The 24,708-nt window shown below is 61.5% G+C and carries 25 protein-coding genes; 12 read left to right on the forward strand and 13 right to left on the reverse strand.

Annotated elements, in window-relative coordinates; genetic code table 11:
• Positions 1–15 precede the first annotated feature (15 nt).
• The 6 genes from adk to C4J90_RS06080 all read left to right on the forward strand — a co-directional run bounded on the left by adk (position 16) and on the right by C4J90_RS06080 (position 4,308).
• A complete protein-coding gene (gene adk / locus C4J90_RS06055; RefSeq protein WP_124361582.1) occupies positions 16–663 on the forward strand; it encodes an adenylate kinase in 648 nt (215 codons plus the stop codon).
• Positions 664–754: 91 nt separating this feature from the next.
• On the forward strand, positions 755–1,441 hold the full coding sequence (gene tsaB, locus C4J90_RS06060; RefSeq protein ID WP_124419419.1) for a tRNA (adenosine(37)-N6)-threonylcarbamoyltransferase complex dimerization subunit type 1 TsaB: 687 nt from the start codon (positions 755–757) through the stop codon (positions 1,439–1,441).
• A gap of 160 nt (positions 1,442–1,601) precedes the next feature.
• Positions 1,602–1,892 (forward strand): hypothetical protein, encoded by a 291-nt coding sequence (locus tag C4J90_RS06065; RefSeq protein WP_124361584.1) that lies wholly within the window; start codon positions 1,602–1,604, stop codon positions 1,890–1,892.
• Positions 1,892–2,752: a DUF72 domain-containing protein gene (locus C4J90_RS06070; protein ID WP_124413998.1), complete on the forward strand. Its 861-nt coding sequence runs from the start codon at positions 1,892–1,894 to the stop codon at positions 2,750–2,752. Before C4J90_RS06065 ends, C4J90_RS06070 begins: the two co-directional genes overlap by 1 nt.
• Positions 2,753–2,778: 26 nt before the next feature.
• Positions 2,779–3,606, forward strand: a complete 828-nt coding sequence (locus tag C4J90_RS06075) for an oxaloacetate decarboxylase (protein ID WP_124361586.1) — start codon at positions 2,779–2,781, stop codon at positions 3,604–3,606.
• A 21-nt stretch (positions 3,607–3,627) separates the two neighbouring features.
• Entirely contained in the window at positions 3,628–4,308 is a 681-nt protein-coding gene (locus tag C4J90_RS06080; protein WP_124419420.1) for an extensin family protein, read from the forward strand.
• A 3-nt stretch (positions 4,309–4,311) separates the two neighbouring features.
• Here C4J90_RS06080 and C4J90_RS06085 read toward each other — a convergent pair whose 3' ends face one another.
• On the reverse strand, positions 4,312–4,932 hold the full coding sequence (locus C4J90_RS06085) for an energy transducer TonB (RefSeq protein ID WP_124361587.1): 621 nt from the start codon (positions 4,930–4,932) through the stop codon (positions 4,312–4,314).
• Between the two features lie 96 nt (positions 4,933–5,028).
• On the opposite strand from C4J90_RS06085, the gene C4J90_RS06090 reads away from it, so the two are divergent.
• Entirely contained in the window at positions 5,029–5,811 is a 783-nt protein-coding gene (locus C4J90_RS06090) for a class I SAM-dependent methyltransferase (RefSeq protein ID WP_124419421.1), read from the forward strand.
• 44 nt (positions 5,812–5,855) lie between these two features.
• On the opposite strand, the gene C4J90_RS06095 is transcribed toward C4J90_RS06090, so the two are convergent.
• Positions 5,856–6,509: a TetR/AcrR family transcriptional regulator gene (locus tag C4J90_RS06095; RefSeq protein ID WP_124361589.1), complete on the reverse strand. Its 654-nt coding sequence runs from the start codon at positions 6,507–6,509 to the stop codon at positions 5,856–5,858.
• 93 nt (positions 6,510–6,602) lie between these two features.
• Here C4J90_RS06095 and C4J90_RS06100 point away from each other — a divergent pair, with 93 nt between their 5' ends.
• From C4J90_RS06100 to C4J90_RS06110, 3 genes are all read left to right on the forward strand, one after another.
• The gene (locus tag C4J90_RS06100) at positions 6,603–7,703 is read left to right on the forward strand and encodes an efflux RND transporter periplasmic adaptor subunit (protein WP_124361590.1); all 1,101 of its coding nucleotides are present in this window, start codon (positions 6,603–6,605) and stop codon (positions 7,701–7,703) included.
• Between the two features lie 6 nt (positions 7,704–7,709).
• Positions 7,710–10,769: an efflux RND transporter permease subunit gene (locus tag C4J90_RS06105; protein ID WP_124403291.1), complete on the forward strand. Its 3,060-nt coding sequence runs from the start codon at positions 7,710–7,712 to the stop codon at positions 10,767–10,769.
• 128 nt (positions 10,770–10,897) lie between these two features.
• Positions 10,898–11,119 carry a hypothetical protein gene (locus C4J90_RS06110; RefSeq protein ID WP_124361592.1) on the forward strand — a complete coding sequence of 74 codons (222 nt, stop codon included), beginning with the start codon at positions 10,898–10,900 and terminating at the stop codon, positions 11,117–11,119.
• A gap of 61 nt (positions 11,120–11,180) precedes the next feature.
• On the opposite strand, the gene C4J90_RS06115 is transcribed toward C4J90_RS06110, so the two are convergent.
• The 3 genes from C4J90_RS06115 to plsB are packed head-to-tail and all read right to left on the reverse strand — an operon-like array spanning position 11,181 to position 14,851.
• A complete protein-coding gene (locus C4J90_RS06115; protein ID WP_124361593.1) occupies positions 11,181–11,870 on the reverse strand; it encodes a DUF4197 domain-containing protein in 690 nt (229 codons plus the stop codon).
• Positions 11,871–11,892: 22 nt separating this feature from the next.
• Positions 11,893–12,294: a YbaY family lipoprotein gene (locus tag C4J90_RS06120; RefSeq protein ID WP_124403292.1), complete on the reverse strand. Its 402-nt coding sequence runs from the start codon at positions 12,292–12,294 to the stop codon at positions 11,893–11,895.
• Between the two features lie 46 nt (positions 12,295–12,340).
• Positions 12,341–14,851 carry a glycerol-3-phosphate 1-O-acyltransferase PlsB gene (gene plsB / locus C4J90_RS06125; RefSeq protein ID WP_124419422.1) on the reverse strand — a complete coding sequence of 837 codons (2,511 nt, stop codon included), beginning with the start codon at positions 14,849–14,851 and terminating at the stop codon, positions 12,341–12,343.
• Positions 14,852–15,030: 179 nt separating this feature from the next.
• On the opposite strand from plsB, the gene C4J90_RS06130 reads away from it, so the two are divergent.
• Positions 15,031–15,240: a cold-shock protein gene (locus tag C4J90_RS06130; RefSeq protein ID WP_124366102.1), complete on the forward strand. Its 210-nt coding sequence runs from the start codon at positions 15,031–15,033 to the stop codon at positions 15,238–15,240.
• Positions 15,241–15,371: 131 nt separating this feature from the next.
• Here C4J90_RS06130 and C4J90_RS06135 read toward each other — a convergent pair whose 3' ends face one another.
• The 4 genes from C4J90_RS06135 to C4J90_RS06150 form a co-directional block, all read right to left on the reverse strand.
• Complete coding sequence (locus C4J90_RS06135; protein WP_124419423.1) at positions 15,372–15,749, reverse strand: hypothetical protein; 378 nt, start codon at positions 15,747–15,749, stop codon at positions 15,372–15,374.
• Positions 15,750–15,803: 54 nt separating this feature from the next.
• On the reverse strand, positions 15,804–16,613 hold the full coding sequence (locus tag C4J90_RS06140) for a putative RNA methyltransferase (protein ID WP_124419424.1): 810 nt from the start codon (positions 16,611–16,613) through the stop codon (positions 15,804–15,806).
• Positions 16,613–17,764, reverse strand: coding sequence for a succinyl-diaminopimelate desuccinylase (gene dapE, locus C4J90_RS06145; protein WP_124361597.1), 1,152 nt, complete (start codon positions 17,762–17,764; stop codon positions 16,613–16,615). Before dapE ends, C4J90_RS06140 begins: the two co-directional genes overlap by 1 nt.
• Before the next feature lie 110 nt (positions 17,765–17,874).
• Positions 17,875–20,466 carry a glycosyltransferase gene (locus C4J90_RS06150; protein WP_124419425.1) on the reverse strand — a complete coding sequence of 864 codons (2,592 nt, stop codon included), beginning with the start codon at positions 20,464–20,466 and terminating at the stop codon, positions 17,875–17,877.
• 217 nt (positions 20,467–20,683) lie between these two features.
• On the opposite strand from C4J90_RS06150, the gene tcdA reads away from it, so the two are divergent.
• Entirely contained in the window at positions 20,684–21,493 is an 810-nt protein-coding gene (gene tcdA, locus C4J90_RS06155) for a tRNA cyclic N6-threonylcarbamoyladenosine(37) synthase TcdA (RefSeq protein ID WP_372237484.1), read from the forward strand.
• Between the two features lie 100 nt (positions 21,494–21,593).
• Here the strand turns inward: tcdA and C4J90_RS06160 are convergent, their stop codons facing one another.
• The 4 genes from C4J90_RS06160 to C4J90_RS06175 all read right to left on the reverse strand — a co-directional run bounded on the left by C4J90_RS06160 (position 21,594) and on the right by C4J90_RS06175 (position 24,700).
• Positions 21,594–22,001: a SufE family protein gene (locus C4J90_RS06160; protein WP_124361600.1), complete on the reverse strand. Its 408-nt coding sequence runs from the start codon at positions 21,999–22,001 to the stop codon at positions 21,594–21,596.
• Complete coding sequence (locus C4J90_RS06165; RefSeq protein WP_124419426.1) at positions 21,998–23,203, reverse strand: aminotransferase class V-fold PLP-dependent enzyme; 1,206 nt, start codon at positions 23,201–23,203, stop codon at positions 21,998–22,000. The genes C4J90_RS06160 and C4J90_RS06165 overlap by 4 nt, the downstream gene beginning before the upstream one ends.
• 68 nt (positions 23,204–23,271) lie before the next feature.
• A complete protein-coding gene (dapD, locus tag C4J90_RS06170; RefSeq protein WP_124361602.1) occupies positions 23,272–24,306 on the reverse strand; it encodes a 2,3,4,5-tetrahydropyridine-2,6-dicarboxylate N-succinyltransferase in 1,035 nt (344 codons plus the stop codon).
• 31 nt (positions 24,307–24,337) lie between these two features.
• The gene (locus C4J90_RS06175) at positions 24,338–24,700 is read right to left on the reverse strand and encodes an ArsC family reductase (protein WP_099583364.1); all 363 of its coding nucleotides are present in this window, start codon (positions 24,698–24,700) and stop codon (positions 24,338–24,340) included.
• Between the last annotated feature and the right edge of the window lie 8 nt (positions 24,701–24,708).

Below are 24,708 nucleotides of genomic sequence, written 5' to 3' on the forward strand. Positions count from 1 at the left end.
TTGAGGAGCACATCGATGCGCGTCATTCTGCTGGGAGCTCCCGGGGCCGGTAAAGGTACTCAGGCAAAGTTCATCACTGAAAAATTCGGCATTCCACAAATCTCCACCGGCGACATGCTGCGCGCTGCCGTCAAGGCCGGCACTGAGCTGGGCCTGATCGCCAAGAGCGTGATGGACAGCGGCGGCCTGGTCTCCGATGACCTGATCATCAACCTGGTCAAGGAACGCATCAGCCAGGAAGACTGCAAGAACGGTTTCCTGTTCGACGGCTTCCCGCGCACCATTCCCCAGGCTGAAGCGCTGGTGAAAGCGGGCGTCGAGTTGGACGCGGTGGTCGAGATCGCCGTTGAAGACGAAGAAATCGTCCAGCGTATCGCCGGTCGGCGCGTTCACGAAGGCTCGGGCCGCGTGTATCACATCGTCTACAACCCGCCGAAAGTGGCCGGCAAGGACGATGTCACCGGTGAAGACCTGGTGCAGCGTAAAGACGACACCGAAGAAACCGTACGTCATCGCCTGTCGGTCTACCATTCCCAGACCAAGCCGCTGGTGGACTTCTACCAGCAGCTGTCCGCTAAACAGGGCAAGCCGAAATACAGCCATATTCCTGGCGTCGGCTCCGTGGAAGCGATCACTGCCAAGGTGCTGCAAGCACTGAGCTGATGCGTTGATCGGCTGCATTCACAACGGCCCGCTTGCGGGCCGTTGTTGTTTATACTGGCGCACTTTTTTTTCGACTTGGACACCCACACCCATGAGCACCCTGCTGGCCCTGGACACCGCGACTGAAGCTTGCTCCGTGGCCTTGCTGCACGACGGCAAGGTAACGAGCCACTACGAGGTGATCCCGCGGCTGCACGCGCAGAAGCTGCTGCCCATGATCAAGCAACTGCTGGAAGACGCCGGTACCAGCCTGGCCGCCGTGGATGCCATCGCGTTCGGCCGTGGCCCCGGCGCGTTTACCGGCGTGCGGATTGCCATTGGCGTGGTGCAGGGCCTGGCGTTCGCGTTGGAGCGTCCGGTATTGCCGGTCTCCAACCTCGCGGTACTGGCCCAACGTGCGCTGCGTGAGCATGGCGCCACGCAAGTGGCGGCGGCGATTGATGCGCGCATGGATGAAGTCTATTGGGGCTGCTACCGCGAGAGCGCCGGTGAAATGCGCCTGGTTGGCGTGGAAGCCGTGCAGGCGCCGGAGTCATCGGTACTGCCCGATGATGCCAGCGGCGACTGGTTCGGTGCCGGGACTGGCTGGGGCTATGGCGAGCGTATGGGAGTGCAGCTTGCGGGTCTGGACGCTGCGATGCTGCCCCATGCCGAAGACCTGCTGACCCTCGCACGCTTTGCTTTCGAGCGCGGCGAGGCGATTGCGGCGGATCTGGCGGCGCCGGTCTACCTGCGCGATAAAGTCGCGCAGACCAAGGCAGAGCGAGGGATTATTTGACGCCAGAATTGCGGTAAATCTGCGGCAAATATCGCCAATCGTCAGAATTTGCACTGGGTTTTAAACCTTTTTCAAATTATGTGTTCTAGTTATCACCAGAGCATTTGCGCGCTACGGATCGCGCCACTAAAATGCCATTACTGATAGCGAGTTCGCGCCCATGCGTATTGATGGCTTTTCCTCACAGTCGTACCCAATCAAACGTAAGCCGCGTAAGGCTAACGTTACTGTGGACGACTCCGTCGAGGACTCGCCAGACTTCATTGAAGTCCACTCCGACGCACAGCCCAGCACTCAAGCCCGCATCAGCGGTCTTCCCGCCCGTCAGCAAGACATGGTCTTCCCCCGCTCCATGAGCAAAAGCGTTGCCACTGCCCTGGCCAGCTACCTGACCACCGCCGGCTTTGTCGAATGGGATATGGAAGTGCTGGGTCTCGATATCCACATCTGATGCGTCTGCCTTACTACATCGGCTGCCCGTCCTGGAGTGAAAACGCCTGGCGAGAATATCTGTATCCCGCCGATGCGCGCGCCAATGATTACCTGGCACTCTATTCCCAAGTCTTCAACGCGGTTGAAGGCAACACTACGTTTTATGCGCGCCCCTCGGTCGCCACCGTGCAGCGCTGGGCCGAGATCATGCCCGAGCACTTTCGCTTCACCGCCAAATTCCCAGGTGATATCAGCCATGCCGGTGACTTGCGCGAGCAGTTGCCGGCGGCGGAAAGCTTCGTCGGCTTGATGAGCCCCTTGGGCGAGCGCGTTTCGCCGCTGTGGCTGCAACTGTCGAAGGCTTTTACCCCGCAGCGCCTCGGTGAGCTGGCCGGATTCCTCGATGGCATCGATCGCCCACTGGCCGTTGAAGTCCGCCACGAGGAGTTCTTCGCCCGAGGCGAGGCCGAGCGCAGGCTTAACCGCCTGCTGCGCGATCGCGGTGTCGAACGCGTCTGTCTCGATCCGCGCGCGCTGTTCAGTTGCACCTCCACCTCGGCGGCCGTCCTGCATGCCCAATCGAAAAAGCCCAGGGTGCCTCCGCGCCCGGCGGCGCTGACGCTGTTTCCGCAAGTGCGCTTTATCGGGCATCCCGAGCTTGAAGCCAACGATCCGTTCCTGATGCCCTGGGTCGAAAAGATCGCCAGCTGGATCGAAGAGGGGCGTACCCCCTACATGTTCCTGCACACCTCGGACAACCGCCTCGCCGCGCAATTGGCCTTGCGTTTCCACGACCAGTTGATGGTGCGATTGCCAGGGCTCGCGCCGCTGCCAACCTTGCATCGAGAACCCGTCGCGGAACAACTGGGGTTACTCTAGGGCTTCTTTCCCGCCAGGAGTCAGTCATGGATGCCCAAACCCTTCGCGCCGAAACCTTCAAAGCCCTGCACGCGCGCGACCGTGCCTTTGTCATGCCCAATCCGTGGGACGCCGGCTCTGCCATCATGCTTGCCAGCCTGGGCTTCGAAGCCTTGGCAACCACCAGCGCGGGCTTTGCGTTCAGCCTGGGACGGCCGGATGCGGAAGGCGCGCTGTCGCTGGAAGACACCCTGGGCAATGCCGGAGCCATTGTTCGGGCGACTTCGCTGCCAGTCGCCGCTGACTTGGAAAACGGCTTCAGCGACACCCCCGAAGGCTGTGCCCAGACCATCCTGCGAGCTGCCGCCACCGGTATCGTCGGCGGCTCCATCGAAGACGCCACCGGGGTTGCCGTCGATCCGATCTACCCCTTCGACCTTGCCGTCGAGCGCATCGAGGCCGCCGTCGCTGCCGCCCGCAGCCTGGGGTTTCCCTTCACGCTGACGGCTCGTGCAGAAAACTTCCTGCATGGTCGCCCGGACTTGCCCGACACCATTCGCCGCCTGCAAGCCTACGCCGAAGCGGGCGCCGATGTGCTGTATGCGCCGGGCCTGCGCAGTGCCGAAGAGGTGCTGGCGGTGGTCAAGGCCGTCGCGCCCAAACCGGTGAATGTATTGATGTCCGGTGGCCTGAACCTCAGCGTCGCGCAGTTGAGCGAACTGGGCGTGCGGCGCATCAGCGTGGGCTCGGCCCTGGCCCTGGCGGCCTATGGCGAGTTCTATCGGGCGGCGCAGGAAATCTACGGGTTGGGCACCTTTACCTTTACCGAGCGCAAGATGCCGTTCGACCAGGCCAATCGATTCTTCAAGGGCTAAGCGGTGCGGTCGATCAGGTGGATGGGCGCGTTGCTGGTGCTCGGCGGCGCGCTGGCCGTGGGCGTATGGCGCGGCTGGGTGCCGTTGCCGCATGAATGGAACCCATGGGCGCCGCTGGATGTGCGCGTCAGTCCGAACCTGTTGACGCGTTACAAACTGGGGCGGCTGCAGGATGATCCCGCGCTGTGCGACCAGGTGCTGAAAACCTCAGGGTTGCGGGTGAGCCATCAGGCCGACTCGCGCGCCGACGCCACTTGCCCCCTGCGCAACACGTTGAGGGTACAGGACGCAGAGGTTGGCTTGAGCAGCAGCTTCCTGGCCAGTTGCCCACTGGCGGTAGCGTTTGCCCTGTTCGAGCGCCACAGCCTGCAACCGGCGGCTCAGGCGATATACGGCCAAGCGGTGACGCGGGTCGATCACCTGGGCAGTTTTGCCTGTCGCAATGTCTACAACCGCGCCGAAGGCCGACTCAGCCAGCACGCGTCGGCCAATGCATTGGATATCGCCGGGTTTCGCCTGGCTGATGGGCGCCGTATCAGTGTGCTCAAGGACTGGCCGGGGGAGGGTGCTGACGCGCGATTTTTACGTCAGGTGCGTGACGGCGCGTGCCACGCTTTCAATGGGGTGTTGAGCCCCGACTATAACGCCGCGCACCGTAACCACTTCCATCTGGATATGGGCCGCTGGTGGATGTGTCGCTAAGCGTCAGGCGGCCAGGCGCAGGTTGTTGGCGATCAGCGGGCGTGCCCAGTGGTAGTCAAAATCCAGGGCTTTCTGTTGTTCTGCCAGAGCCTGCTCGGTGAACGGAGTCGCGGCCGGTGGCAACAAGTCCAGCTCGAACTCGGCAATCGGCAAGTGCAGCGGCCGGGGTTGCGGCGCCGGGCCCGGCTCAGCGACGGGTTGACCTGCGCTCAGGACAATCGGGCGTACCCAGCCGCTTTCGAAATTCTGCTGGCGTTGCTGGGCGATGATGTCTTCATCAGGAAAGGGTGGCGCTGCGGGTGGCAGCAACTCGGTCTCGAATTCGGCAATCGGCAGGAACAGCGGCTCAGGCGGGGCGATCACGGTGTCTTTTACGTCGCACTCGCGCTGGGTGAGGATCTGCGCGAGCAGGTCGGCGCCTTCGCCGGGTTCCACCGCGGGGTCTTTCGGTGCAGTCGCCATAGCGGCCAGCGCGCCCGGCGTGGCACCGAGCTGCTCGGCCAGGGCGCGGGCGAAGAAGTCCTGCCACACATGGCTCACCCCGGCCAGCGCTTGAGTATTGCGCAGGCCGTAGTGGTTGTGGGTCGGCAGTACACCGATAGTTAGGGGAAGAATGTCTGACATTTTTTTCGGTCGACGCTCAGCTCTGGCAAAATACCTGACTGTTGTTTTTATCGGCCGGTGTTTGCCGATCCTTAATATTTTTGAGCGTAGCGATTGATGAGCGAACAACCAGCGGCCAGCCGCATTCGGGTCGAGGCTTTGGCCGAAGGATTCCAGGCCCGCGCCGAGCAGTGGGCGACGCTGCTTGGCTTGCCTGTGCAACTCGATGATGCGGATTTTTCCCTGCAAGTCGGGGAACAAGGTCTGCAGTTGCAGCAGCTCGGGCCTGACGCGCCGGGGCCGGTGCGGGTCGACTTTATCGAAGGCGGCGCAGCGCACCGGCGGCTGTACGGCGGCGGCAGCGGGCAGATGATCGCCAAGGCCGTGGGCATCGCCCAAGGCGTTCGCCCGCGCGTGCTCGACGCCACGGCGGGCCTGGGCAAGGATGCTTTCGTGCTGGCCAGCCTGGGCTGCGAGATGAGCCTGGTCGAGCGCCAGCCGTTGATCGGCGCCTTGCTTGAAGATGGCCTGGCACGCGCTGCAGAGGATTTTGAAGTGGCGCCGATCGTGGCGCGGATGCAGCTGCTCAAGGGCAACTCCATCGAGGTGATGTGCAATTGGGAGGGTGAGCCGCCGCAGGTGATCTACCTTGACCCGATGTTCCCGCACCGTGAGAAAACCGCCCTGGTGAAGAAGGAAATGCGTCTGTTCCGGCCACTGGTCGGCGATGACCCGGACGCACCGGCCTTGCTCGCAGCGGCGTTGGCCCTGGCCAGCCACCGTGTGGTGGTCAAGCGCCCGCGCAAGGCACCGTGCATTGAGGGGCCCAAGCCGAGCCATGCGCTGGAGGGTAAATCCAGTCGGTACGATATTTATCCTAAAAAAGCGCTCAAGCCTTAAGCTGCAAGCTGCAAGCAGAAGCGCGCTCAACTTGCCGCTTGCAGCTAACCACTTGCCGCTGCCCCTCGCCCATATGCCCGCATAAACAACCCCACCACCTCCTGCACATGCGCCTCGGCGTCCGCCTCGCTCAGCTGTCCGCCACAGCCATACAGCAGACGGAAGTTCGCGGTGCCTTTGAGCAGGCAAAAGAAGTGCTCGGCCGCCTTGAAGGGTTTGTCGATGCTCAGGGCGCCACTCTCGTCGATTCGACTGAGCAGACGCTCCATGCCCTGCAACATGCGCATGGGGCCTGCTTCGAAGAAGATCTGTGAGAGTTTCACGTCCTGATTGCCGGTCGTCATCATCAGGCGATGCAGGTTCACCGATTCCTCGCTGTTGATCAGCCGATGAAACCCGCGCGCGATGTTCAGCAGCACTGTTTGCACCGGCATGGCGTCGGGCAGTTCGAAATACATCACCGGCAGTTGTTCCTCGCACTTGGCGACGACAGCGGCAGTGAACAAGGTTTCTTTGTCGGTGAAGTGGCTGTAGACGGTCAGTTTCGACACCCCCGCTTCAAGCGCCACAGCGTCCATGCTGGTACTGGCATAGCCATTGCCCAAAAACAGAACTTTGGCGGCTTCGAGGATTGCCTGGCGTTTTGCCATGTCCTTGGGGCGCCCGGGACTGTTGGTGTTTATAGGATTGTCGGACATTTTCACCTTTAATACTGGACTGGTGAGTTTGGTATTAATAACATACCGGCCAGTATAATTATTCCTAGCTTCATTTGCGAAAGGTCCTACAGCATGCGCAGTACTTTCCTGCCCCTTGCGTTGCCTGTCAGCTTGGTCTTCCTGTTAGCCGCCTGCGGCCACGAAGACGCGGTCCAAACCACTATTCGCCCGGCCATGGTGGTGCAACCCCAGCCTTCGGCGCAGGCGATGGACAGCTATCCAGGTGAAGTGCGCGCCCGCTATGAACCGGATATGGCCTTTCGCATCGGTGGCAAAGTCAGCAAGCGCCTGGTGGAAGAGGGTGAGCGGGTCAAGGCCAACCAGCCCCTGGCAGAGCTCGACCCCCAGGATGTGCGTCTGCAACTGGAAGCCTCCCGTGCCCAAGTGGCGGCTGCCCAAGCCAACCTGAGCCTGGTGCGCGCCGAGCGTGACCGCTACAAGACCCTGATGGACCGTCAGATGGTTAGCCGGTCCCAGTACGACAATTCTGAAAATCTTTATCGAGCCGGTGAGGCACGCCTCAAGCAGATCAACGCTGAATTCGACGTGTCCAGCAACCAGGCCGGCTATGCGGTGCTGCGTGCGCCCCAGGACGGTGTCGTCGCCAGGCGCGCGGTTGAAGTCGGCCAGGTCGTCTCCGCTGGCCAAACCGTTTTCACCCTGGCCACCGATGGCGAGCGTGAAGTGTTGATCAGCCTGCCTGAGCAAGGCTTCGGCCGTTTCAAGATCGGCCAGCCGGTGTCGGTTGAGCTGTGGAGCCAGCCGGATCAACGGTTTGCCGGGCGCATTCGCGAGTTGTCGCCCGCCGCCGACCCGAAGTCGCGCACCTTCGCTGCGCGGGTGGCCTTCACGGGCGGTAAGGTCCCGGCGGAACTCGGCCAGAGTGCCCGCGTATTCATACAGGTCGACGGTGTGGTTCCACTGTCGGTGCCGCTGTCTGCCCTGAGTGCGGAGAACGGCGCGTCGTACGTCTGGCGTGTGCAACCGGATAACACCCTCAAGCGCACACCCGTGCGCATCGGCGCGTTTGGAGAGAAGACCGTGCCGGTACTCGAAGGCCTGACGCCCACCGACTGGGTGATTGCGGCGGGTGTGCATGTGCTCCATGAGGGGCAGCAAGTGCGCCCGGTGGATCGCGCCAACCGTGTGGTGAATCTGGCGGCCAAGGAGTAGTCCCCGATGGGTTTCAATCTTTCCGAGTGGGCGTTGCGTAATCGCCAGATCGTACTGTTCCTGATGATCCTGCTGGCGGTAGTCGGCACCTTGTCCTACACCAAGCTGGGGCAAAGCGAAGACCCTCCCTTCACCTTCAAGGCCATGGTGATCAAAACCAACTGGCCTGGGGCCACGGCCCAGGAAGTTTCACGCCAGGTCACCGAGCGCATCGAAAAAAAACTGATGGAAACTGGCGAGTACGAGCGCATTGTTTCGTTCTCGCGCCCCGGCGAATCCCAAGTCACCTTCATCGCGCGCGATTCCATGCACTCGGCGCAGATTCCCGAGCTGTGGTATCAGGTGCGCAAAAAGATCAGCGATATCCGCCAGACCTTGCCGCCGGATATTCAGGGACCGTTTTTCAACGATGAGTTCGGCACCACGTTCGGCAATATCTACGCCTTGACCGGTGACGGTTTCGACTACGCCGTGCTCAAGGACTACGCCGACCGCATCCAGATTCAGCTGCAACGGGTGCCGGACGTGGGCAAGGTTGAGCTGCTTGGCCTGCAGGACGAAAAGGTCTGGATCGAGCTGTCCAACCTCAAGCTCGCTACCCTAGGCTTGCCAATGGCCGCTGTGCAGCAGGCGCTGCAGGAGCAGAACGCGGTCTCCACGGCAGGCTTCTTTGAAACCCCGACCGAACGGGTGCAGTTGCGGGTGTCGGGTAACTTCAAGAGCGTGGAAGAGATCCGCAACTTTCCGATTCGGGTGGGCGAGCGAACCTTCCGGATCGGTGATGTGGCCGATATTCACCGTGGTTTCAATGACCCACCGGCACCGCGCATGCGCTACATGGGCGCCGACGCCATCGGCCTGGCCGTGGCCATGCGTGACGGCGGCGACATTCTGGTGCTGGGCAAGGCCCTGGAGCGTGAATTCGCACGATTGCAGAAGAATCTTCCGGCGGGCATGGAGTTGCGCAAGGTCTCCGATCAACCGGCAGCGGTGAAAACCAGTGTCGGCGAATTCGTCCAGGTGCTGGCCGAAGCGTTGGCCATTGTGTTGCTGGTGAGCTTCTTTTCCTTGGGGGTGCGCACCGGCATGGTGGTGGCGTTGGCGATTCCGTTGGTACTGGCGATGACTTTCGCCGCCATGTACTACCTCGGCATCGGCCTGCACAAAATCTCCTTGGGCGCCCTGGTATTAGCCTTGGGTTTGCTGGTGGATGACGCAATCATCGCTGTGGAAATGATGGCGATCAAAATGGAGCAGGGCTACGACCGGCTCAAGGCCGCGAGTTTCGCCTGGACCAGCACCGCGTTCCCGATGCTCACCGGTACCTTGATCACGGCGGCGGGCTTCCTGCCGATTGCCACCGCGCAATCGAGTACTGGCGAATACACTCGCTCGATCTTCCAGGTGGTGACCATCGCTTTGCTGGCGTCCTGGGTTGCCGCCGTGGTGTTCGTACCCTATCTGGGCGAAAAGCTCCTGCCGGACCTGGCGAAGATTCATGCGGCTAAACACGGCACCAACGGTCCTGATCCTTACGGCACGCCGTTCTACCAGCGCGTAAGACGATTGGTGGAGTGGTGCGTACGTCGGCGCAAGACGGTGATCGTCCTGACGCTGCTGTTGTTTATCGGCTCGGTTGCCTTGTTCCGTTTCGTGCCGCAACAGTTCTTCCCGGCCTCCGGTCGCCTGGAACTGATGGTCGACCTGAAACTGGCCGAAGGTGCCTCCCTGAGCAACACTGCCGACCAGGTCAAACGCCTCGAAACCTTGCTCAAGGAACACGCTGGCATCGGCAATTACGTGGCCTACGTGGGCACCGGTTCGCCGCGCTTCTACCTGCCACTCGACCAGCAACTGCCGGCGGCCAGCTTCGCGCAATTCGTGGTGCTGGCCAACACCATCGAAGAGCGCGAAAGCCTGCGCACCTGGCTGATCGAAACCCTGAACGAACAGTTTCCCGAACTGCGTTCACGCGTCACCCGTCTGGAGAATGGCCCGCCGGTGGGCTACCCCGTGCAGTTTCGCGTGACGGGCGAGCACATCGAAGAAGTCCGCGCCCTGGCGCGCAAAGTGGCAACCAAGGTTCGCGAGAACACCCACGTGGTCAATGTGCATCTGGACTGGGAAGAGCCGAGCAAAATCGTCTACCTGAATATCGACCAGGACCGCGCCCGAGCACTGGGCGTGAGCACTGCCAATCTGTCGAAATTCCTGCAAAGCTCCCTGACCGGCAGCACCGTCAGCCAGTACCGGGAGGATAACGAGTTGATCGAAATCCTCCTGCGCGGCACCGTTCACGAACGCACTGAGTTGTCGCTGCTGCCCAGCCTGGCGGTACCCACCGACAACGGTAAAAGTGTGGCCTTGGCGCAGATTGCAACCCTTGAGTATGGCTTTGAGGAAGGCATCATCTGGCACCGTAACCGTCTGCCTACGGTGACCGTGCGCGCCGATATCTATGGCAAGGAACAACCGGCGACGCTGGTCCAGCAGATCCTGCCGACCCTTGAAGGCGTGCGTGCCGAATTGCCTGACGGCTATTTGCTGGAGGTCGGTGGCACCGTGGAAGACTCTGCGCGCGGACAGAACTCGGTGAAGGCCGGCGTGCCGTTGTTTATCGTGGTGGTGCTGACCTTGCTGATGCTGCAACTGCGCAGCTTCTCACGCACCGCGATGGTGTTTCTGACTGCTCCCTTGGGCCTGATCGGCGTCACCCTGTTCCTGCTGGTGTTTCGTCAACCGTTTGGTTTCGTGGCGATGCTCGGCACCATCGCCCTGTCGGGGATGATCATGCGCAACTCGGTGATATTGGTCGACCAGATCGAACAGGACATCAAGGCAGGACTGGCGCCCTGGCAGGCGATCATTGAAGCCACGGTCCGACGCTTCCGGCCGATCGTGCTGACCGCACTCGCTGCGGTACTGGCGATGATTCCACTGTCGCGTAGTGTGTTCTTCGGGCCGATGGCGGTGGCAATCATGGGCGGGTTGATCGTGGCGACGGCGTTGACGCTGCTGTTTCTACCGGCGCTTTACGCCGCGTGGTTCAGGGTCAAGCGGCAATGACAGGGGGCATCGCAAGGAACGTTTCTTAAGGTTTCGCCACTCATGGACTACCTGATTACAGGTATTCGGTCCGACGGATTTCATACCGGCGGGCCGGATCTCACATCTGATGATTCAAGGAGTGTCCAATGGGATTTTTCATCGGCAAATCGTTGAGCGTTTCTGTCAGCAGCAGCTTCGGCGGCGGTAACTGCGCAAAGCCCAAGCCACCTGCAAATGACTGTAATGACAAGTGCAAACCCAAACCCAAACCCGACTGCCATGGCGGTGGTGGCTCGATCAAGTTCGGCGTAGGCGTGATGCCGCTGGGTGCGGTGATCTTTGGCGGGCTGGCCGGCAAGCTGTTTTGACGGTGCAGTGAGCGGCTCCCGAGCAGGTGATCTTCCCCGCCTGCTCGGGTGCATACACTGTCTACAGGGCGCCGAACACTTTCTTGGCAAGGCTGGTGGCGGCAGCTGCCGGATTCTTGCGAATCGTTTCTTCCTGCTGCGCGATCATCTTGAACAAGCCGTCCAGCGCCTGTTCGGTCACGTAGTTTTCAACATTGGCGCTTTTGGCGTCCACCGCGCCAAACGCGGCGGCCTTGCCGGCGAGTGCGTTGTACTGCTGGGCCACGCCGACCTTGTCGGTGGCAGCCTTGACGATGGGCAGGAACTTGGCGCGGATTTGGTCGCGACTGCTCTTGTTCAGGTACTGGGTAGCTGAGTCCTGGCCGCCGCTGAGGATGCCTTTGGCATCGGTCACACTCATGTTTTTCACGGCATTGACCAGAATCGGCTGAGCCTGGGTAACGGCGGTTTCCGCCGCTTTGTTCATGCTGGTTTCGAGCTGGGTGACCTGATCGCCCATGCCGAACATCTTCAACTTGTCAGCGACCTTGCCCAGCTTGCCTGGCAAGCCGATCTTCACGTCGGGGTTATTGCTGAAACCACCGGGCGTGCCCAGTTGTTTCACGGCGATCTGCGCGCCTTGGGTCAAGGCGTCCTTGAGGCCGCCGCTGGCGTCGCCCTGGGACAGGCTGCCAAGGTCCAGTGCCATGGCGCTGGTGCCCAGCAGCAGGCCGGTGAGCAGGGCCGTGAGGCGAAGAGGGTTACGGAGCATGGGCGCTTCCTTGTGGTTGAATTCAGTGGGCTGCAGCATCGACGCGCACGCGCAGCGGCTGTTGATCCTGGCCGTCGAGCTGTACGGCGTGCCGTTCAGTGGTGATGAACAGTAGCTTGCCATCCACCTCGATGCGAGCGCTGACCGAGTAGCTATGGCCAGGCTTGACCTGCGCCGGGTCATAACTTAAGTGAAACGCCAGCGGCACCTGGCCTTTGATCGGGCCTTTCTGTTCGGCGAGCACCACGGCCGGGGCGTCCATCAGCGACACGTCTTGCAGGCTGACGCTCAAGGTGGCGGTGGGCGGCAGCGCGATGCGTTGCAGGTAGAACACTTCGCCGTCGAGGCTGGCCTTGGGGGTGGGAGACATGGATTGGCAGGCTCCGAGCAGGGCCGTGAGGCCCAGGAGGATGATCTTCTTCATAGTGCAGCTCCTTATCAACGGCGCCGGAAACCGCCCGGCGCCTTGTTCAATCTAGTGGAGATTGCGCCGGTTCCACCGGCTGCTCGGCCGCGCCATCGACGCGATGCAACGCCACTTGGCGGATCGACAAACGAATGTCCGCCGGCAATACACGCTTCGCCGCGCCTTCGGCCAGCTCGCCGAGCAGGTCGTGATAGCTCAGTTTGCCGGCTTCATCGCGGCGCAGCACATCTTGCTCCAGCAAGGTCTGGATGAAATGTCGGAAAAGGCTCTTGTCGAAGAACTCCGGGGCATTGAGGCCATGCAGGATCGACAGCCGCTGGGCCATGACCGTGCACAGGTCTTCCAGCTCCTCGGCGCTGATGCTGTTCTGGCCACTGTTGAGCAGCAGCGAGATCGCCATGTAGAAGCGTTGCAGGGTCTGGGCGATGCTCTTGGACAGTAGCGTCAGCAGCACGAAATGCCGCGAACTCGGCGCCGGGCGCAGGTACACGTTGTTTTCGAAGCGCAGCAGGCCCTGTTCGACGAACGCATCCAGCCATTGGTCGACCACCGCATCCAGCTCCTCCAGAGACCAGCGGATGAACAGCTCCGACTGCAGGTACGGATAGAGCGCATGGGTGTAGCGCAGGATCTGTTCGCGGCTCATCCGCGAACTGCTCTGGAAGAAACTCGCCAGCAACGCGGGCAGGGCGAAGATGTGCAGCACGTTGTTGCGGTAATAGGTCATCAGGACGGCGTTCTGCTCATCCAGATAGACGATTTTGCCCAGGGCATCGCTCTGTTCCGACAGCAGCTTCATGTCCTTGACGTGCTTGATCAGCGCCAGGCCGTCGCCTTCCGGCAGGGTGGTATGCGGTGAATAGGGCACGCGGCGCAGCAGCGCCAGGTACAGGTCCAACTGGCGGGCCATGGCCTGCTCATCCAATGCCAGGCGAGTGGTAGACAGCAGCGCCAATGCCACCAGGTTCACCGGGTTCACCGCAGCGGCTTCGTTCAGATGGCGGGCCACCTGCTCGCCGAGGCGGTGGGTGGTTTCATTCAGCCAGGCCGGCTTGTAGTTCGGGCCCAGTTCCTGGGAGCGCCAATCCGGTTGCTCGTGGTCGAGAAACTCCGCCAGCTTGATCGGCTCGCCGAAGTTGACCGCGACCTGGCCGAAGCGCTGCTTGAGCGCGCCTGCCACTTTGAAAATATCGAAAATCGACTCTTTCTTCTTGCTCGCACCGCGCAGCTCGCCCAGGTAGGTACGGCCTTCCAGCACCCGTTCGTAGCCGATATACACCGGCACGAACACGATGGGCATGCGCGAAGAGCGCAGGAAACTGCGCAAGGTGATCGCCAGCATCCCGGTTTTCGGCTGCAGCATGCGCCCGGTGCGCGAACGGCCGCCTTCGACGAAGTACTCCACCGGGAAACCCTTGGTGAACAGGGTGTGCAGGTATTCGTTGAATACCGAGGTGTACAGCGGGTTGCCCTTGAAGGTGCGGCGCATGAAAAACGCACCGCCACGACGCAGCAGGCTGCCGATCACGGGCATGTTCAGGTTGATGCCGGCGGCAATGTGCGGCGGGGTCAGGCCATTCTTGAACAGCAGGTAGGACAGCAGCAGGTAGTCGATATGGCTGCGGTGGCAAGGCACGTAGATCACTTCGTAGCCTTGGGCAACCTGTTGCACACCTTCGATGTTATTGACCTTGATGCCGTCGTAGATTTTGTTCCAGAACCAGCTCAGCACCACTTCCAGGAAGCGGATCGCCGTGTAGGTGTAGTCCGAGGCGATTTCATTGCCATAGCGCAGGGCCAGGGCCTTGGCTTTTTCCGGCGAGATTTTCTCGCGCTCGGCTTCATCGGCAATGGCCTGACGCACCAGCGGCATATTGACCAGGCCCTTCACCAGGTTGCGACGGTGGGACAGGTCGGGGCCGATCACCGCGGTCTTCAGGTTACGAAAGTGCACGCGCAGGATGCGTTGGGCCATGCGCACGGTGCGTTCGTGCCCTTTATTGTGCTCGATCAATTCACGCAGGTTGATGGGCGCGGAGAATTGCACCCGGGTCTTGCGACCCAGGATCAGAATGCTCAACAACCGGCGCAAGCGCCCGGTGACCGCCCAGCTGTCGGCGAACAACAGTTTCCAGGGGCTGGACTCACTTTCGGGGGATTGGCCCCAGAACACGCTGACCGGAATGATTTGTGCATTCTCTTCGGCATGTTCGGTCAGGGTGTTGACCAGGCGCGTCAGGGTGGGCGGTGTGCCGCGCTTGTCCTGGCGGCCGAGCCAATCCGGGTCCGGCGTGAGGTAAAAGAACGCTGCGGGTTCCATCAACGGGCCTACCGAAACCGGCAGCACCGGGCGCGGCAGGCCGGCCTTGGTGCACTCGGTATCGACCACGGCCAATTCGGTCAGGGAGGGCGATTGCAGGACGTAGAACACCGGCCGGCTGCGGTCCAGGTTAAGGGTGAGGGACGACTGGTTGATCGTCTCCGAGCGAACCCAGAGGTACAGCAGTCGACGCAAGGTGCCAAACACCAGACGACGGAACGGGGAGCGGGTCATAGGCGAACTGCTTCAAGTGGAAAAAACCGAGCAGGCGCTCGGGCGGGTAGTGTGCCGTATTCATCGAAAATCGGCAAAAAAGCGGCGATGTAAAGTTGGGTTGATGGTTTTTGAACGTGTCTTATACTCGGCAGTTCAACGCCAGCGACTCAATAATAAAAACCAGTGGGAGTGAACAGATGACAACGCGTGAAACCGGCAGTGTGAAGTGGTTCAACGACGCCAAGGGCTATGGCTTTATCCAGCGTGAAGACGGCAAGGATGTGTTCGTGCACTACCGCGCTATTCGCGGTGACGGCCACCGCTCGCTGGCCGAGGGCCAACAGGTGGAATACGCCGTGGTGACAGGCGATAAGGGCTTGCAGGCGGAGGATGTGGTCGGCCTTTAAGACCACTGCTGGACCCCTGTGGGAGGGGGCTTGCCCCCGATAGCGGTGGGTCAGTCACTGTATCTGGTGACTGACACTCAGTCATCGGGGGCAAGCCCCCTCCCACATTTGACTGGGTTTGCAACTCAGAATCAGGCGGTTTTCCAAGTGATTTCTTCTTCACCATCGGCACTGATGCGCATCCAGCGGTCAGCGCTTTCCTCACCCTCTTCCTCGACCCAAGTCCCCGGCGCGCAGCGCACTTCAACATTCAATGCGGCAAACGCGGCGCGGGCGCAGGCGATGTCGTCGTCCCACGGCGTCTGATCGCTTTCCAGGTACAGGCTGTTCCATTTGCCGACGGCTTTTGGCAACCACGTCACCGGCACGTTGCCGGCTTTGCACTTGTAGGTCTGGCCCTTCTGGACCCACTCGGTGCACGGGCCCAAAGCGGCGCCCAGCCAGGCGGCGATGGCCTTGTAGTCGACGTCGGCGTCCTTCAGGTAAATCTCAATATCGGGTTGGCGCATGGATGTTCCTCGTTGCGGGATTCGAAAATCCATTCGCGGGTGCTGAAAAGTCGGTTATTGAAGCACGAAATAATCGTAGCGCATCGACACGGTCACCTGCAGCGGCTCGGCGGCTTCGATCACCTCGCTGCGGCGCTCGGCGCTCGCACGCCAGCCGTGAGGGGTCATGGCCAGCAGGTTGGCGCGGTCCCTGGGCTCGGCCAGGCGCAGTGTGAACTCAAGGGTTTCACTGTGCGCCAGGCCCATGCCATCCCGCACCAGTGCCAGGTGTTTGTCGTCGGTGTATTCGCGCACTTCGTCGTACAAGCGTTCGCGCAGCTCCATCAAGTGGCCGCGGGTGGGGCCCACCTTCATCAAGCCGCCGCCAGGGCTGAGCAGGCGTTTGGCTTCCTGCCAGTCCAGCGGGCTGAACACGCTGGCGAGAAACTGGCAACTGGCGTCGGCCAATGGGACGCGGGCCATGCTGGCGATCAACCAGGTCAGCGCCGGGTTGCGCTTGCACGCGCGCTTGACCGCTTCCTTGGAAATATCCAGGGCGTAGCCGTCGGCTTGGGGCAGGGCATCGGCGATTTGCGCGGTGTAGTAGCCCTCGCCGCAACCGATGTCCACCCAGCGTTGTGGCGCGCGTTCGGCGGCAAGCTCCGCCAGTCGCTTGGCCACAGGGGCGTAGTGCCCAGCATTGAGGAAGTCGCGGCGCGCCTCGACCATCGCCAGGTTATCGCCCGGGTCGCGGCTGTTCTTGTGCTGCACTGGCAACAGGTTCAGGTAACCCTGGCGCGCGCGGTCGAAACGGTGCCCGGCGGGGCACGCCACACCGTTGTCCACCGCGGTGAGCGGGGCGCTGCAAAGAGGGCAGGCAAGCATCAGGCGAGCAACTTGATCAGGGTCTGGTAGTAAATTTCGGTCAACACATCGAGGTCGCTGGCGAGGACGCGCTCGTTGACCTGATGGATCGTCGCATTCACCGGGCCCAATTCGACCACCTGGGTACCCAGGGTCGCAATGAAACGGCCATCGGAGGTACCGCCACTGGTGGATGCCTTGGTTTCACGCCCGGTGATCGCCTTGATGCTGGCCGATACCGCGTCGAGCAATGCGCCCGGCTCGGTGAGGAACGGCAGACCCGACAGCGCCCAGTCCACATGCCAGTCCAGGCCGTGTTTATCCAAAATCGCTGCGACCCGCTGCTGCAACCCTTCCACGGTGGACTCGGTGGAGAAACGGAAGTTGAACACCGCTGTCAGGTCGCCGGGAATGACGTTGGTGGCGCCGGTGCCGGAATTAAGGTTGGAGATCTGGAAACTGGTCGGTGGGAAGAAGGTGTTGCCGTCATCCCAATGCTCGGCGGCGAGTTCGGCCAATGCCGGTGCGGCCAGATGGATCGGGTTCTTCGCCAGGTGCGGATACGCCACGTGGCCCTGTACACCGCGCACGGTCAGGGTGGCACCGAGGGAGCCACGACGGCCGTTCTTGACCACATCGCCCACCAGCGTCGTGCTCGATGGCTCGCCGACGATGCACCAGTCAAGGCGCTCATTGCGTGCGGCCAGGCGCTCGACCACGGCCTTGGTGCCATGGTGCGCCGGGCCTTCTTCATCGCTGGTAATCAGGAAGGCAACCGAGCCTTTATGGTCTGGGTAGTCAGCGACAAAACGCTCCGCCGCCACCAGCATCGCCGCCAGGCTGCCTTTCATATCCGCCGCGCCACGGCCGCAGAGCATACCGTGTTCGTCGATCAGCGCGTCGAATGGGTCGTTCTGCCAGGCCTGCACCGGGCCGGTCGGCACCACGTCGGTGTGGCCGGCGAAGCACAGCACCGGGCCTTCCTGGTTGCCATGGGTGGCCCAGAAGTTATCCACATCGAAGATGCGCATCGGCTCGAGCGCAAAACCGGCGTCGCCCAGGCGCTGCATCATCAGCTTCTGGCAATCGGCATCGATCGGCGTGACCGACGGGCGACGGATCAGGTCGATGGCGAGTTGAAGGGTCGGCGAAAGGTCGGCATGGACCGTCATGGGAAAACTCCGGAAAGCGTGTTTGGAAGAGCAGGGCGGGCAGACAAAACGGCCGTTATCTTATAGCAAAACGGCGGCCAGAGGCCGCCGTTTAGTGCATTGCGCAAGTTTTACACGGCGGTAACAGGCTCTGCCTTCGGCGCCGGTTTCGGCAGCGACGACAAAAACGCCATGATCAGCGCCGCCAAGTACGGCAGCGACTGCACCAGCAACATTACCACCCAGAAACGCATGTCATTGCTCGGCAGGCCTTGCACCAGGTAAATCCCAAAAGCGGCGCCCCACAACAGCAGCATGATGAACATTTCTTCGCGGGCTTCGGAAATCGCCACCCAGAAGCCGTGGTTATCCGCGTTTTTCGGTGTACGAAAGAACGGAATGCTGGTGGTGAAGAAGCCGTACAGCACCGCTTTGGCGATGGTGTGCGACAACGCCAGGCCGGCCAGGGCCGCGCAGAAGGCATCTTTGAGGTTTACCCCGACCGCACGGCGGTAGAGGAAGATGATCTTGCCCACTTTGAACACGAACAACGCCAACGGCGGGATCGCGAAGATCAGCAACGGCGGATCGACGCGGGTCGGCACGATGATCATCGCCGCCGACCACAGCAGCGCGCCCACGGTGAAGAAGATGTTCATGCCATCAGCCACCCACGGCAGCCAGCCCGCGAGAAAGTGATAGCGCTGGCCACGGGTCAGCTCGGTGCCTTTGCCGCGTAGCAGGCTGGCGGTGTGGCGCTTGATGATCTGAATCGCACCGTAGGCCCAGCGGAAACGCTGTTTCTTGAAGTCGATAAAGGTGTCGGGCATCAGGCCCTTGCCGTAGCTGTCGTGGTAATACGCCGCCGACAGGCCTTTTTCGAACACGCGCAGGCCCAGTTCGGCGTCTTCACAGATGCACCAGTCGGCCCAGCCGAGTTCTTCGAGCACCGAGCGGCGGGTCATGGTCATGGTGCCGTGCTGGATGATCGCGTCGCGGTCGTTGCGGGTGACCATGCCGATATGGAAGAAGCCTTTGTATTCCGCGTAGCAGAGCTTCTTGAAGGTGCTTTCGTTCTGGTCGCGGTAATCCTGGGGCGACTGCACTACGGCGATTTTCGGGTCGGCGAAATGCGGCACCATGTGCTTGAGCCAGTTGGGCGACACGCAGTAGTCCGAGTCGATCACCGCGATCACTTCGGCGTCCTTGGCGGTGTGCGGGATCAGGTAGTTCAGCGCGCCACCCTTGAAACCGGCCAGGGGCGCGACATGGAAGAACTTGAAGCGCGGGCCCAGGGTTTCGCAGTAGTCGCGCACCGGTTCCCATACCGCCGGGTCCTTGGTGTTGTTGTCGATGATCAGGACTTCGTAGTCCGGGTAATCGAGTGCGGCCAGGGCGTCGAGGGTCTGTTTGACCATCTCCGGCGGCTCGTTGTAGCACGGCACATGGATCGACACTTTCGGGCGGTAGTCCGATTCCCCTTCGACCGGCAGGAATTCACGTCGGCGTTTGTGGGTCCACACCGCTTCCGCCAGTTCGTGGGCTTCGGTCAACAGCACGATAAACACACCCAGGGCACCGAGGGCCAGGAGAATGCCCACGGTCACGCTGAACCAGGTGCTGTATTGCTGGCTGTAGTCGTAGCCGATCCACACCAGCACCGAACCGCACAGGAACGCGATAAACGTCAGGAAGGTACGACCGCGCTGGCGCAGGGCCGAGCCGTCGATCATCAGCAGGGTCAGGGACAGCAGCGCCAGCACCACCGAACCGATGGCCAGCACGCGCCACTGCGGAATTGCTACCACCGGGCCTTCAAAGTTGAATTTCTGCTGACGCGCGGCGTTGAATACGCCCCAATAAGCGCCCGCCGAGCCTTCGTCGCTGACTTTCCAAGGCTGATCGAACGCCTCGATGACAAAGTAGTTGTAGCCCTGGCGATTGAGTTTGTTCACCAGCGTGCGCAGGTAAACCGCCTGGTCGGCAGGTGAGGCTTCATTACCGCCGCGCATGCGTCCGTTACTCGGCCAGCCAATTTCCGACAGCAGCAGCGGCTTTTTCGGGAACAGTTTTTTCAGGTCCCGCGCACGGTCGAGTACATACTGGCCGGCCTTGTCCATCGGGATAAACTCCCAGAACGGCAGGATGTGCGCGGCGATCAGGTCGACGTGCTTGGCCAGTTCCGGGTTTTTTTCCCAAATGTGCCACTGCTCGGAAGTCGTCACCGGAACCTTGACCGCTGCACGCACGCGGTCCAGCAGCACGATCAGGTCCTGCGGGGTGATTTCTTCACGGAACAACGCTTCGTTACCGACCACCACGCGAACGACGCTGCGCGAGCTGTTGGCGATTTCGATGGCGCGCTGGATTTCGCGTTCGTTGCGCTCAAGGTCCGGGCTGATCCAGATCCCCAGTGTCACCCGCAGGCCGAACTCTTCGGCCAGCTTGGGAATGTCGCCCAGGGTGCCGTCGACCGAGTAGGTACGGATGTTGTCCGTCAGCTTGCTCATGATCGCCAGGTCCTGGCGCATCTGGTCGTCAGACGGGTACTGGTTTTTCTGAGGATACTGGCCTTGCTGGAACGGCGAGTAAGAAAACCCGGAGATCTGTTCGGGCCAGTTGGGAGCGGTGACCGGGCGGTTGATCAGCGCCCAGAAGCCAGTGAACAGCGCGGCGATTGCCAGCACGATCACCAGGTTGAGTCCAAATTTACGCGATGCCATGGTTATTTCGGGTTCCAAAGGGTGTGGAACGAAAAGAGGTGTCGGCCTGCACCGAACGGCGCGCATCCTACACCGGCCTTTCCCTGAGCGTACAGCAGACAGAGAAAAGCCGGACGTTAGTCCGCGAATGTTCACCTAAGTTCTTTACTTGTAGCTGGAAGCTTCGAACTTGTCGCGGCGTAGTCCATAATGCTCGCCGGTTTTTAGGGTAATGGTCATGAGCACAGAAGATCCGCGGTTTGCAGGCGTCGCCCGCTTGTATGGCATTGAGGGCCTGGAACGCTTGAAAGCGGCCCATGTGGCGATCGTCGGCGTCGGCGGCGTGGGCTCGTGGGCGGCGGAAGCGATAGCCCGTTGCGGGGTGGGCGAGATTTCGCTGTTTGACCTGGATGACGTTTGCGTCAGCAACAGCAACCGCCAGCTGCATGCGCTGGACAGCACCGTGGGCAAACCCAAAGTCCAGGTGATGGCCGAACGCCTGCGCGGTATCAACCCGGATTGCACCGTGCATGCGGTGGCGGACTTCGTTACCCGCGACACCATGGCCGAATACATCACCCCGAACATCGATTGCGTGATCGACTGCATCGACGCGGTCAACGCCAAGGCGGCGCTGATTGCCTGGTGCAAACGCCGCAAGATCCAGATCATCACCACCGGTGGCGCCGGCGGGCAGATCGACCCGACGCTGATCCAGGTGTGCGACCTGAACCGCACCTTCAACGACCCGCTGGCCTCGAAAGTACGCTCCACTCTTCGTCGTGACTATGGCTTCTCACGCACGGTAACCCGCCATTACAGCGTGCCCTGCGTGTTTTCCACCGAGCAGCTGCGCTATCCCAAGCCGGACGGCAGCATCTGTTTGCAGAAGAGTTTTGTCGGCGACGGCGTGAAGCTGGACTGCGCGGGAGGGTTTGGCGCGGTAATGATGGTGACCGCTACGTTCGGCATGGTGGCGGCGACCAAGGCGGTGGACAAGATTGTGGCTGGGGTTCGCCGGCCGTCGGAGCGGGTCAAGCCTGCCTGAAAATGTGGGAGGGGGCTTGCTCCCGATAGCTTAGTGTCAGTCACTGAATAAGTTGACTGATCCACCGCAATCGGGGGCAAGCCCCCTCCCACATTTGGTTTTATGTATGGCTGAGTTCGCGCATGCGCTGCAGGACTGCATTCAAGCCGTTGCTGCGTGACGGTGACAATTGTCGCGACAATCCGAGTTGAGCAAACCATCCGGGCAGATCAACCGCCTGCAACTCAGCCGCCGACAACCCATTCACCCGCGCCAGCAACAACGCCACCAGTCCACGAATCATCCGCGCCTCGCTGCTGGCGGCAAACTGCCAGTGGCCATTGTGCAAATGCCCCACCAACCACACCAGGCTCTCACAGCCCTGTACGAGGTTGGCATCGACCTTGTCCTCATCCGCCAAGGCGGGCAGGCGTTCACCCCATTGCATCAGCATTCGGGCACGTTGTTCCCAACTGCCGACTGACTGAAAGGCTTCCAGCGCAGCCACCGCATCCACCGGCAAGCTCATCGCAGCATCTCCAGCGCCTGGTCCAGCGCTTCAAAGAAGCGTTCCAGGTCATCGGAGTCGTTGTACAGCGCGAGGGACACGCGAATCGCCCCCGACAGTTGCAGCATCTTGAGCAGCGGCATCGCACAGTGATGGCCGGCACGCACGGCGATCCCCTGCTCGGTCAGCAGGTGCGCGAGGTCTGCGTTATGCACGCCCTCGACCACAAAGCTGACCAGCGCCACCTGCGGCGCGCCGAGTATGCGTACGCCATTGCGCGCTTTTAAGCCGCGCAGCAAATAATCGTGCAGTGCCGCTTCATGCCTGACCACCGCCTGTGGATCCAGCGAAGTCAGGTAATCCAGGGTCGCACCCAGGCCGATCACGCCAGCTATCGGTGGCGTTCCCGCCTCAAAACCCAGGGGGGCAGGGCGGAAGCTGGCGCTGTGGTAGTCCGTCTGTTGCACCATTTCTCCGCCAAACTGCCAGTGGCGCAGGTGATGCAAGGCTTCATGGCGGCCGTAGAGCACGCCGACTCCGTCTGGGCCGTACAGTTTGTGACTGGAAAATACATAAAAGTCGCAGCCCAGAGCTTGCACGTCGTGGCGGCCATGGACGATGCCTTGGGCACCGTCGACTACGGTCAGCGCGCCGTGGCTGCGGGCCAGCTCGAGCAAGGCGTCGAGCGGCTGCCAGGTGCCGAGTACGTTGGATAACTGGCTGACCGCCAACAACCGCGTGCGCGGGCCGATCAGCCGTTCGGCGGCGTCAAGGTCGATCACGCCGTCAGCGTCCAGGGGCAGTATCACCAGCGTCAGTGCGCGACGTCTGGCCAGTTGCTGCCAGGGCAACAGGTTGGCGTGGTGCTCCAGGGCGCTGATGGCAATCTCATCGCCCGCATCGAATAAGTGCTCGAGGCCGTAGGCCAGGAGGTTCAGCGCAGAGGTTGCGCCGTGGGTAAACACCACCTGCCCGCTGTCGCCCGCATTCAACCACTGCGCAACCTTGCTGCGACTGTCTTCAAACGCCTGGGTCGCATGGGCTCCCGGCAAATGCTGGGCACGGTGCACGTTGGCTGCGCCATTGGCGTAGTAATGGCTGATTGCATCCAGCAGGGCTTGGGGCTTTTGCGTGGTGGCGGCGTTGTCCAGATAGGTCTGGTCTTGCCGTTGCAGGGTGGCGATGGCTGGAAAGTCCGCACGCCAAGGGGAGGGCACAAGCATGATGTTCAAGACTCGTATAAGCGGGCCGCAACCCGAAGGTGCGGCCCACTGGGGCATCGAGTGGCTGCTTAGTTGTGAGCGTGCAGCGCTTCGTTCAGTTCGATGGCCGATTTGTGGGTTTTGCACTCCACGGCACCGGTCTCGGAGTTGCGGCGGAACAGCAGGTCCGGCTGGCCAGCCAGTTCACGCGCCTTGACCACTTTGACCAGTTGGTTCTTCTCGTCCAACAGCGCAACTTTGGTCCCGGCGGTCACGTACAGGCCGGACTCCACGGTGTTGCGGTCGCCCAGCGGGATACCGATACCGGCATTGGCGCCGATCAGGCAGCCTTCGCCGACCTTGATCACGATATTGCCGCCGCCCGACAGGGTACCCATGGTCGAGCAGCCGCCGCCCAGGTCGGAACCCTTGCCGACGAACACGCCAGCCGATACGCGGCCTTCGATCATGCCCGGGCCTTCGGTGCCGGCGTTGAAGTTGACGAAACCTTCGTGCATGACGGTGGTGCCTTCGCCCACGTAGGCGCCCAGGCGCAGGCGGGCGGCATCAGCGATACGCACACCGCTCGGTACGACGTAGTCGGTCATTTTCGGGAATTTGTCTACCGAGAACACTTCCAGCAGCTCGCCGCGCAGGCGCGCTTCCAACTGGCGTTCGGCCAGTTCGGCGATGTCGATGGCGCCCTGGCTGGTCCAGGCCACGTTCGGCAGTTGCGGGAACACGCCGGCCAGGTTCAGGCCGTGGGGCTTGACCAGGCGGTGCGAGAGCAGGTGCAGCTTGAGGTAGGCCTCAGGCGTGGAGGTCAGGGCGGCGTCTTCGGCCAGCAAGGTCGCAACCAGCGGCGTATGGCTTTCAGCCAGGCGGCTCAGCAGCGCGGCCTGGGCGGTATCGACGCCTTTGAGCGCGTCGGCCAGTTGCAGGGCCTGGGTGACGGTGAAGGTAATCGCCTGGTTGCCTTCGGTGTAGCCGAGGATCGGCGCGATGGCCGCGACGATGTCAGCCGATGGGTTGAGCAAGGGCTGTGCGTAAAACACTTCCAGCCAAGCACCTTGGCGGTTCTGAGTGCCGACGCCGAAGCCCAGGCTGAACAGGGAATTGGACATGCTGTTACCTCTACAAAAATGGAAGGCTGGCCTACTTGAGGGCCGCCGAATAACTATCTGGCTTGAAGCCAATCAGGGTTCTGTCACCGAGATCAAGCACCGGGCGCTTGATCATCGAGGGTTGCGCGAGCATCAATTCAATGGCTTTCGACTGATCGAGATCGGCTTTGCGTTCGTCTTCGAGTTTGCGAAAGGTGGTGCCCGCACGGTTCAAAACCACCTGCCAACCGTGCTCGTCGCACCATTGGGTCAAGTGTTCGCGGTCGATACCGGCCGTTTTGTAATCATGGAACTCATAGCTCACAGCGTGCTCATCAAGCCAGGTGCGCGCCTTTTTCATGGTGTCGCAGGCTTTGATGCCGAAAAGGTGCAAGGTTTTGCTTGAAGCGGTCAAGGAATTGC

It is taken from the genome of Pseudomonas sp. R2-60-08W (assembly GCF_003852335.1).
GTDB lineage: Bacteria > Pseudomonadota > Gammaproteobacteria > Pseudomonadales > Pseudomonadaceae > Aquipseudomonas.

Coding starts and splice junctions, on each gene's coding strand:
- adk (WP_124361582.1), top strand. CDS start 16: ATGCGCGTCATTCTGCTGGGAGCTCCCGGGGCCGGTAAAGGTACTCAG.
- tsaB (WP_124419419.1), top strand. CDS start 755: ATGAGCACCCTGCTGGCCCTGGACACCGCGACTGAAGCTTGCTCCGTG.
- C4J90_RS06065 (WP_124361584.1), top strand. CDS start 1,602: ATGCGTATTGATGGCTTTTCCTCACAGTCGTACCCAATCAAACGTAAG.
- C4J90_RS06070 (WP_124413998.1), top strand. CDS start 1,892: ATGCGTCTGCCTTACTACATCGGCTGCCCGTCCTGGAGTGAAAACGCC.
- C4J90_RS06075 (WP_124361586.1), top strand. CDS start 2,779: ATGGATGCCCAAACCCTTCGCGCCGAAACCTTCAAAGCCCTGCACGCG.
- C4J90_RS06080 (WP_124419420.1), top strand. CDS start 3,628: ATGGGCGCGTTGCTGGTGCTCGGCGGCGCGCTGGCCGTGGGCGTATGG.
- C4J90_RS06085 (WP_124361587.1), bottom strand. CDS start 4,932: ATGTCAGACATTCTTCCCCTAACTATCGGTGTACTGCCGACCCACAAC.
- C4J90_RS06090 (WP_124419421.1), top strand. CDS start 5,029: ATGAGCGAACAACCAGCGGCCAGCCGCATTCGGGTCGAGGCTTTGGCC.
- C4J90_RS06095 (WP_124361589.1), bottom strand. CDS start 6,509: ATGTCCGACAATCCTATAAACACCAACAGTCCCGGGCGCCCCAAGGAC.
- C4J90_RS06100 (WP_124361590.1), top strand. CDS start 6,603: ATGCGCAGTACTTTCCTGCCCCTTGCGTTGCCTGTCAGCTTGGTCTTC.
- C4J90_RS06105 (WP_124403291.1), top strand. CDS start 7,710: ATGGGTTTCAATCTTTCCGAGTGGGCGTTGCGTAATCGCCAGATCGTA.
- C4J90_RS06110 (WP_124361592.1), top strand. CDS start 10,898: ATGGGATTTTTCATCGGCAAATCGTTGAGCGTTTCTGTCAGCAGCAGC.
- C4J90_RS06115 (WP_124361593.1), bottom strand. CDS start 11,870: ATGCTCCGTAACCCTCTTCGCCTCACGGCCCTGCTCACCGGCCTGCTG.
- C4J90_RS06120 (WP_124403292.1), bottom strand. CDS start 12,294: ATGAAGAAGATCATCCTCCTGGGCCTCACGGCCCTGCTCGGAGCCTGC.
- plsB (WP_124419422.1), bottom strand. CDS start 14,851: ATGACCCGCTCCCCGTTCCGTCGTCTGGTGTTTGGCACCTTGCGTCGA.
- C4J90_RS06130 (WP_124366102.1), top strand. CDS start 15,031: ATGACAACGCGTGAAACCGGCAGTGTGAAGTGGTTCAACGACGCCAAG.
- C4J90_RS06135 (WP_124419423.1), bottom strand. CDS start 15,749: ATGCGCCAACCCGATATTGAGATTTACCTGAAGGACGCCGACGTCGAC.
- C4J90_RS06140 (WP_124419424.1), bottom strand. CDS start 16,613: ATGCTTGCCTGCCCTCTTTGCAGCGCCCCGCTCACCGCGGTGGACAAC.
- dapE (WP_124361597.1), bottom strand. CDS start 17,764: ATGACGGTCCATGCCGACCTTTCGCCGACCCTTCAACTCGCCATCGAC.
- C4J90_RS06150 (WP_124419425.1), bottom strand. CDS start 20,466: ATGGCATCGCGTAAATTTGGACTCAACCTGGTGATCGTGCTGGCAATC.
- tcdA (WP_372237484.1), top strand. CDS start 20,684: ATGAGCACAGAAGATCCGCGGTTTGCAGGCGTCGCCCGCTTGTATGGC.
- C4J90_RS06160 (WP_124361600.1), bottom strand. CDS start 22,001: ATGAGCTTGCCGGTGGATGCGGTGGCTGCGCTGGAAGCCTTTCAGTCA.
- C4J90_RS06165 (WP_124419426.1), bottom strand. CDS start 23,203: ATGCTTGTGCCCTCCCCTTGGCGTGCGGACTTTCCAGCCATCGCCACC.
- dapD (WP_124361602.1), bottom strand. CDS start 24,306: ATGTCCAATTCCCTGTTCAGCCTGGGCTTCGGCGTCGGCACTCAGAAC.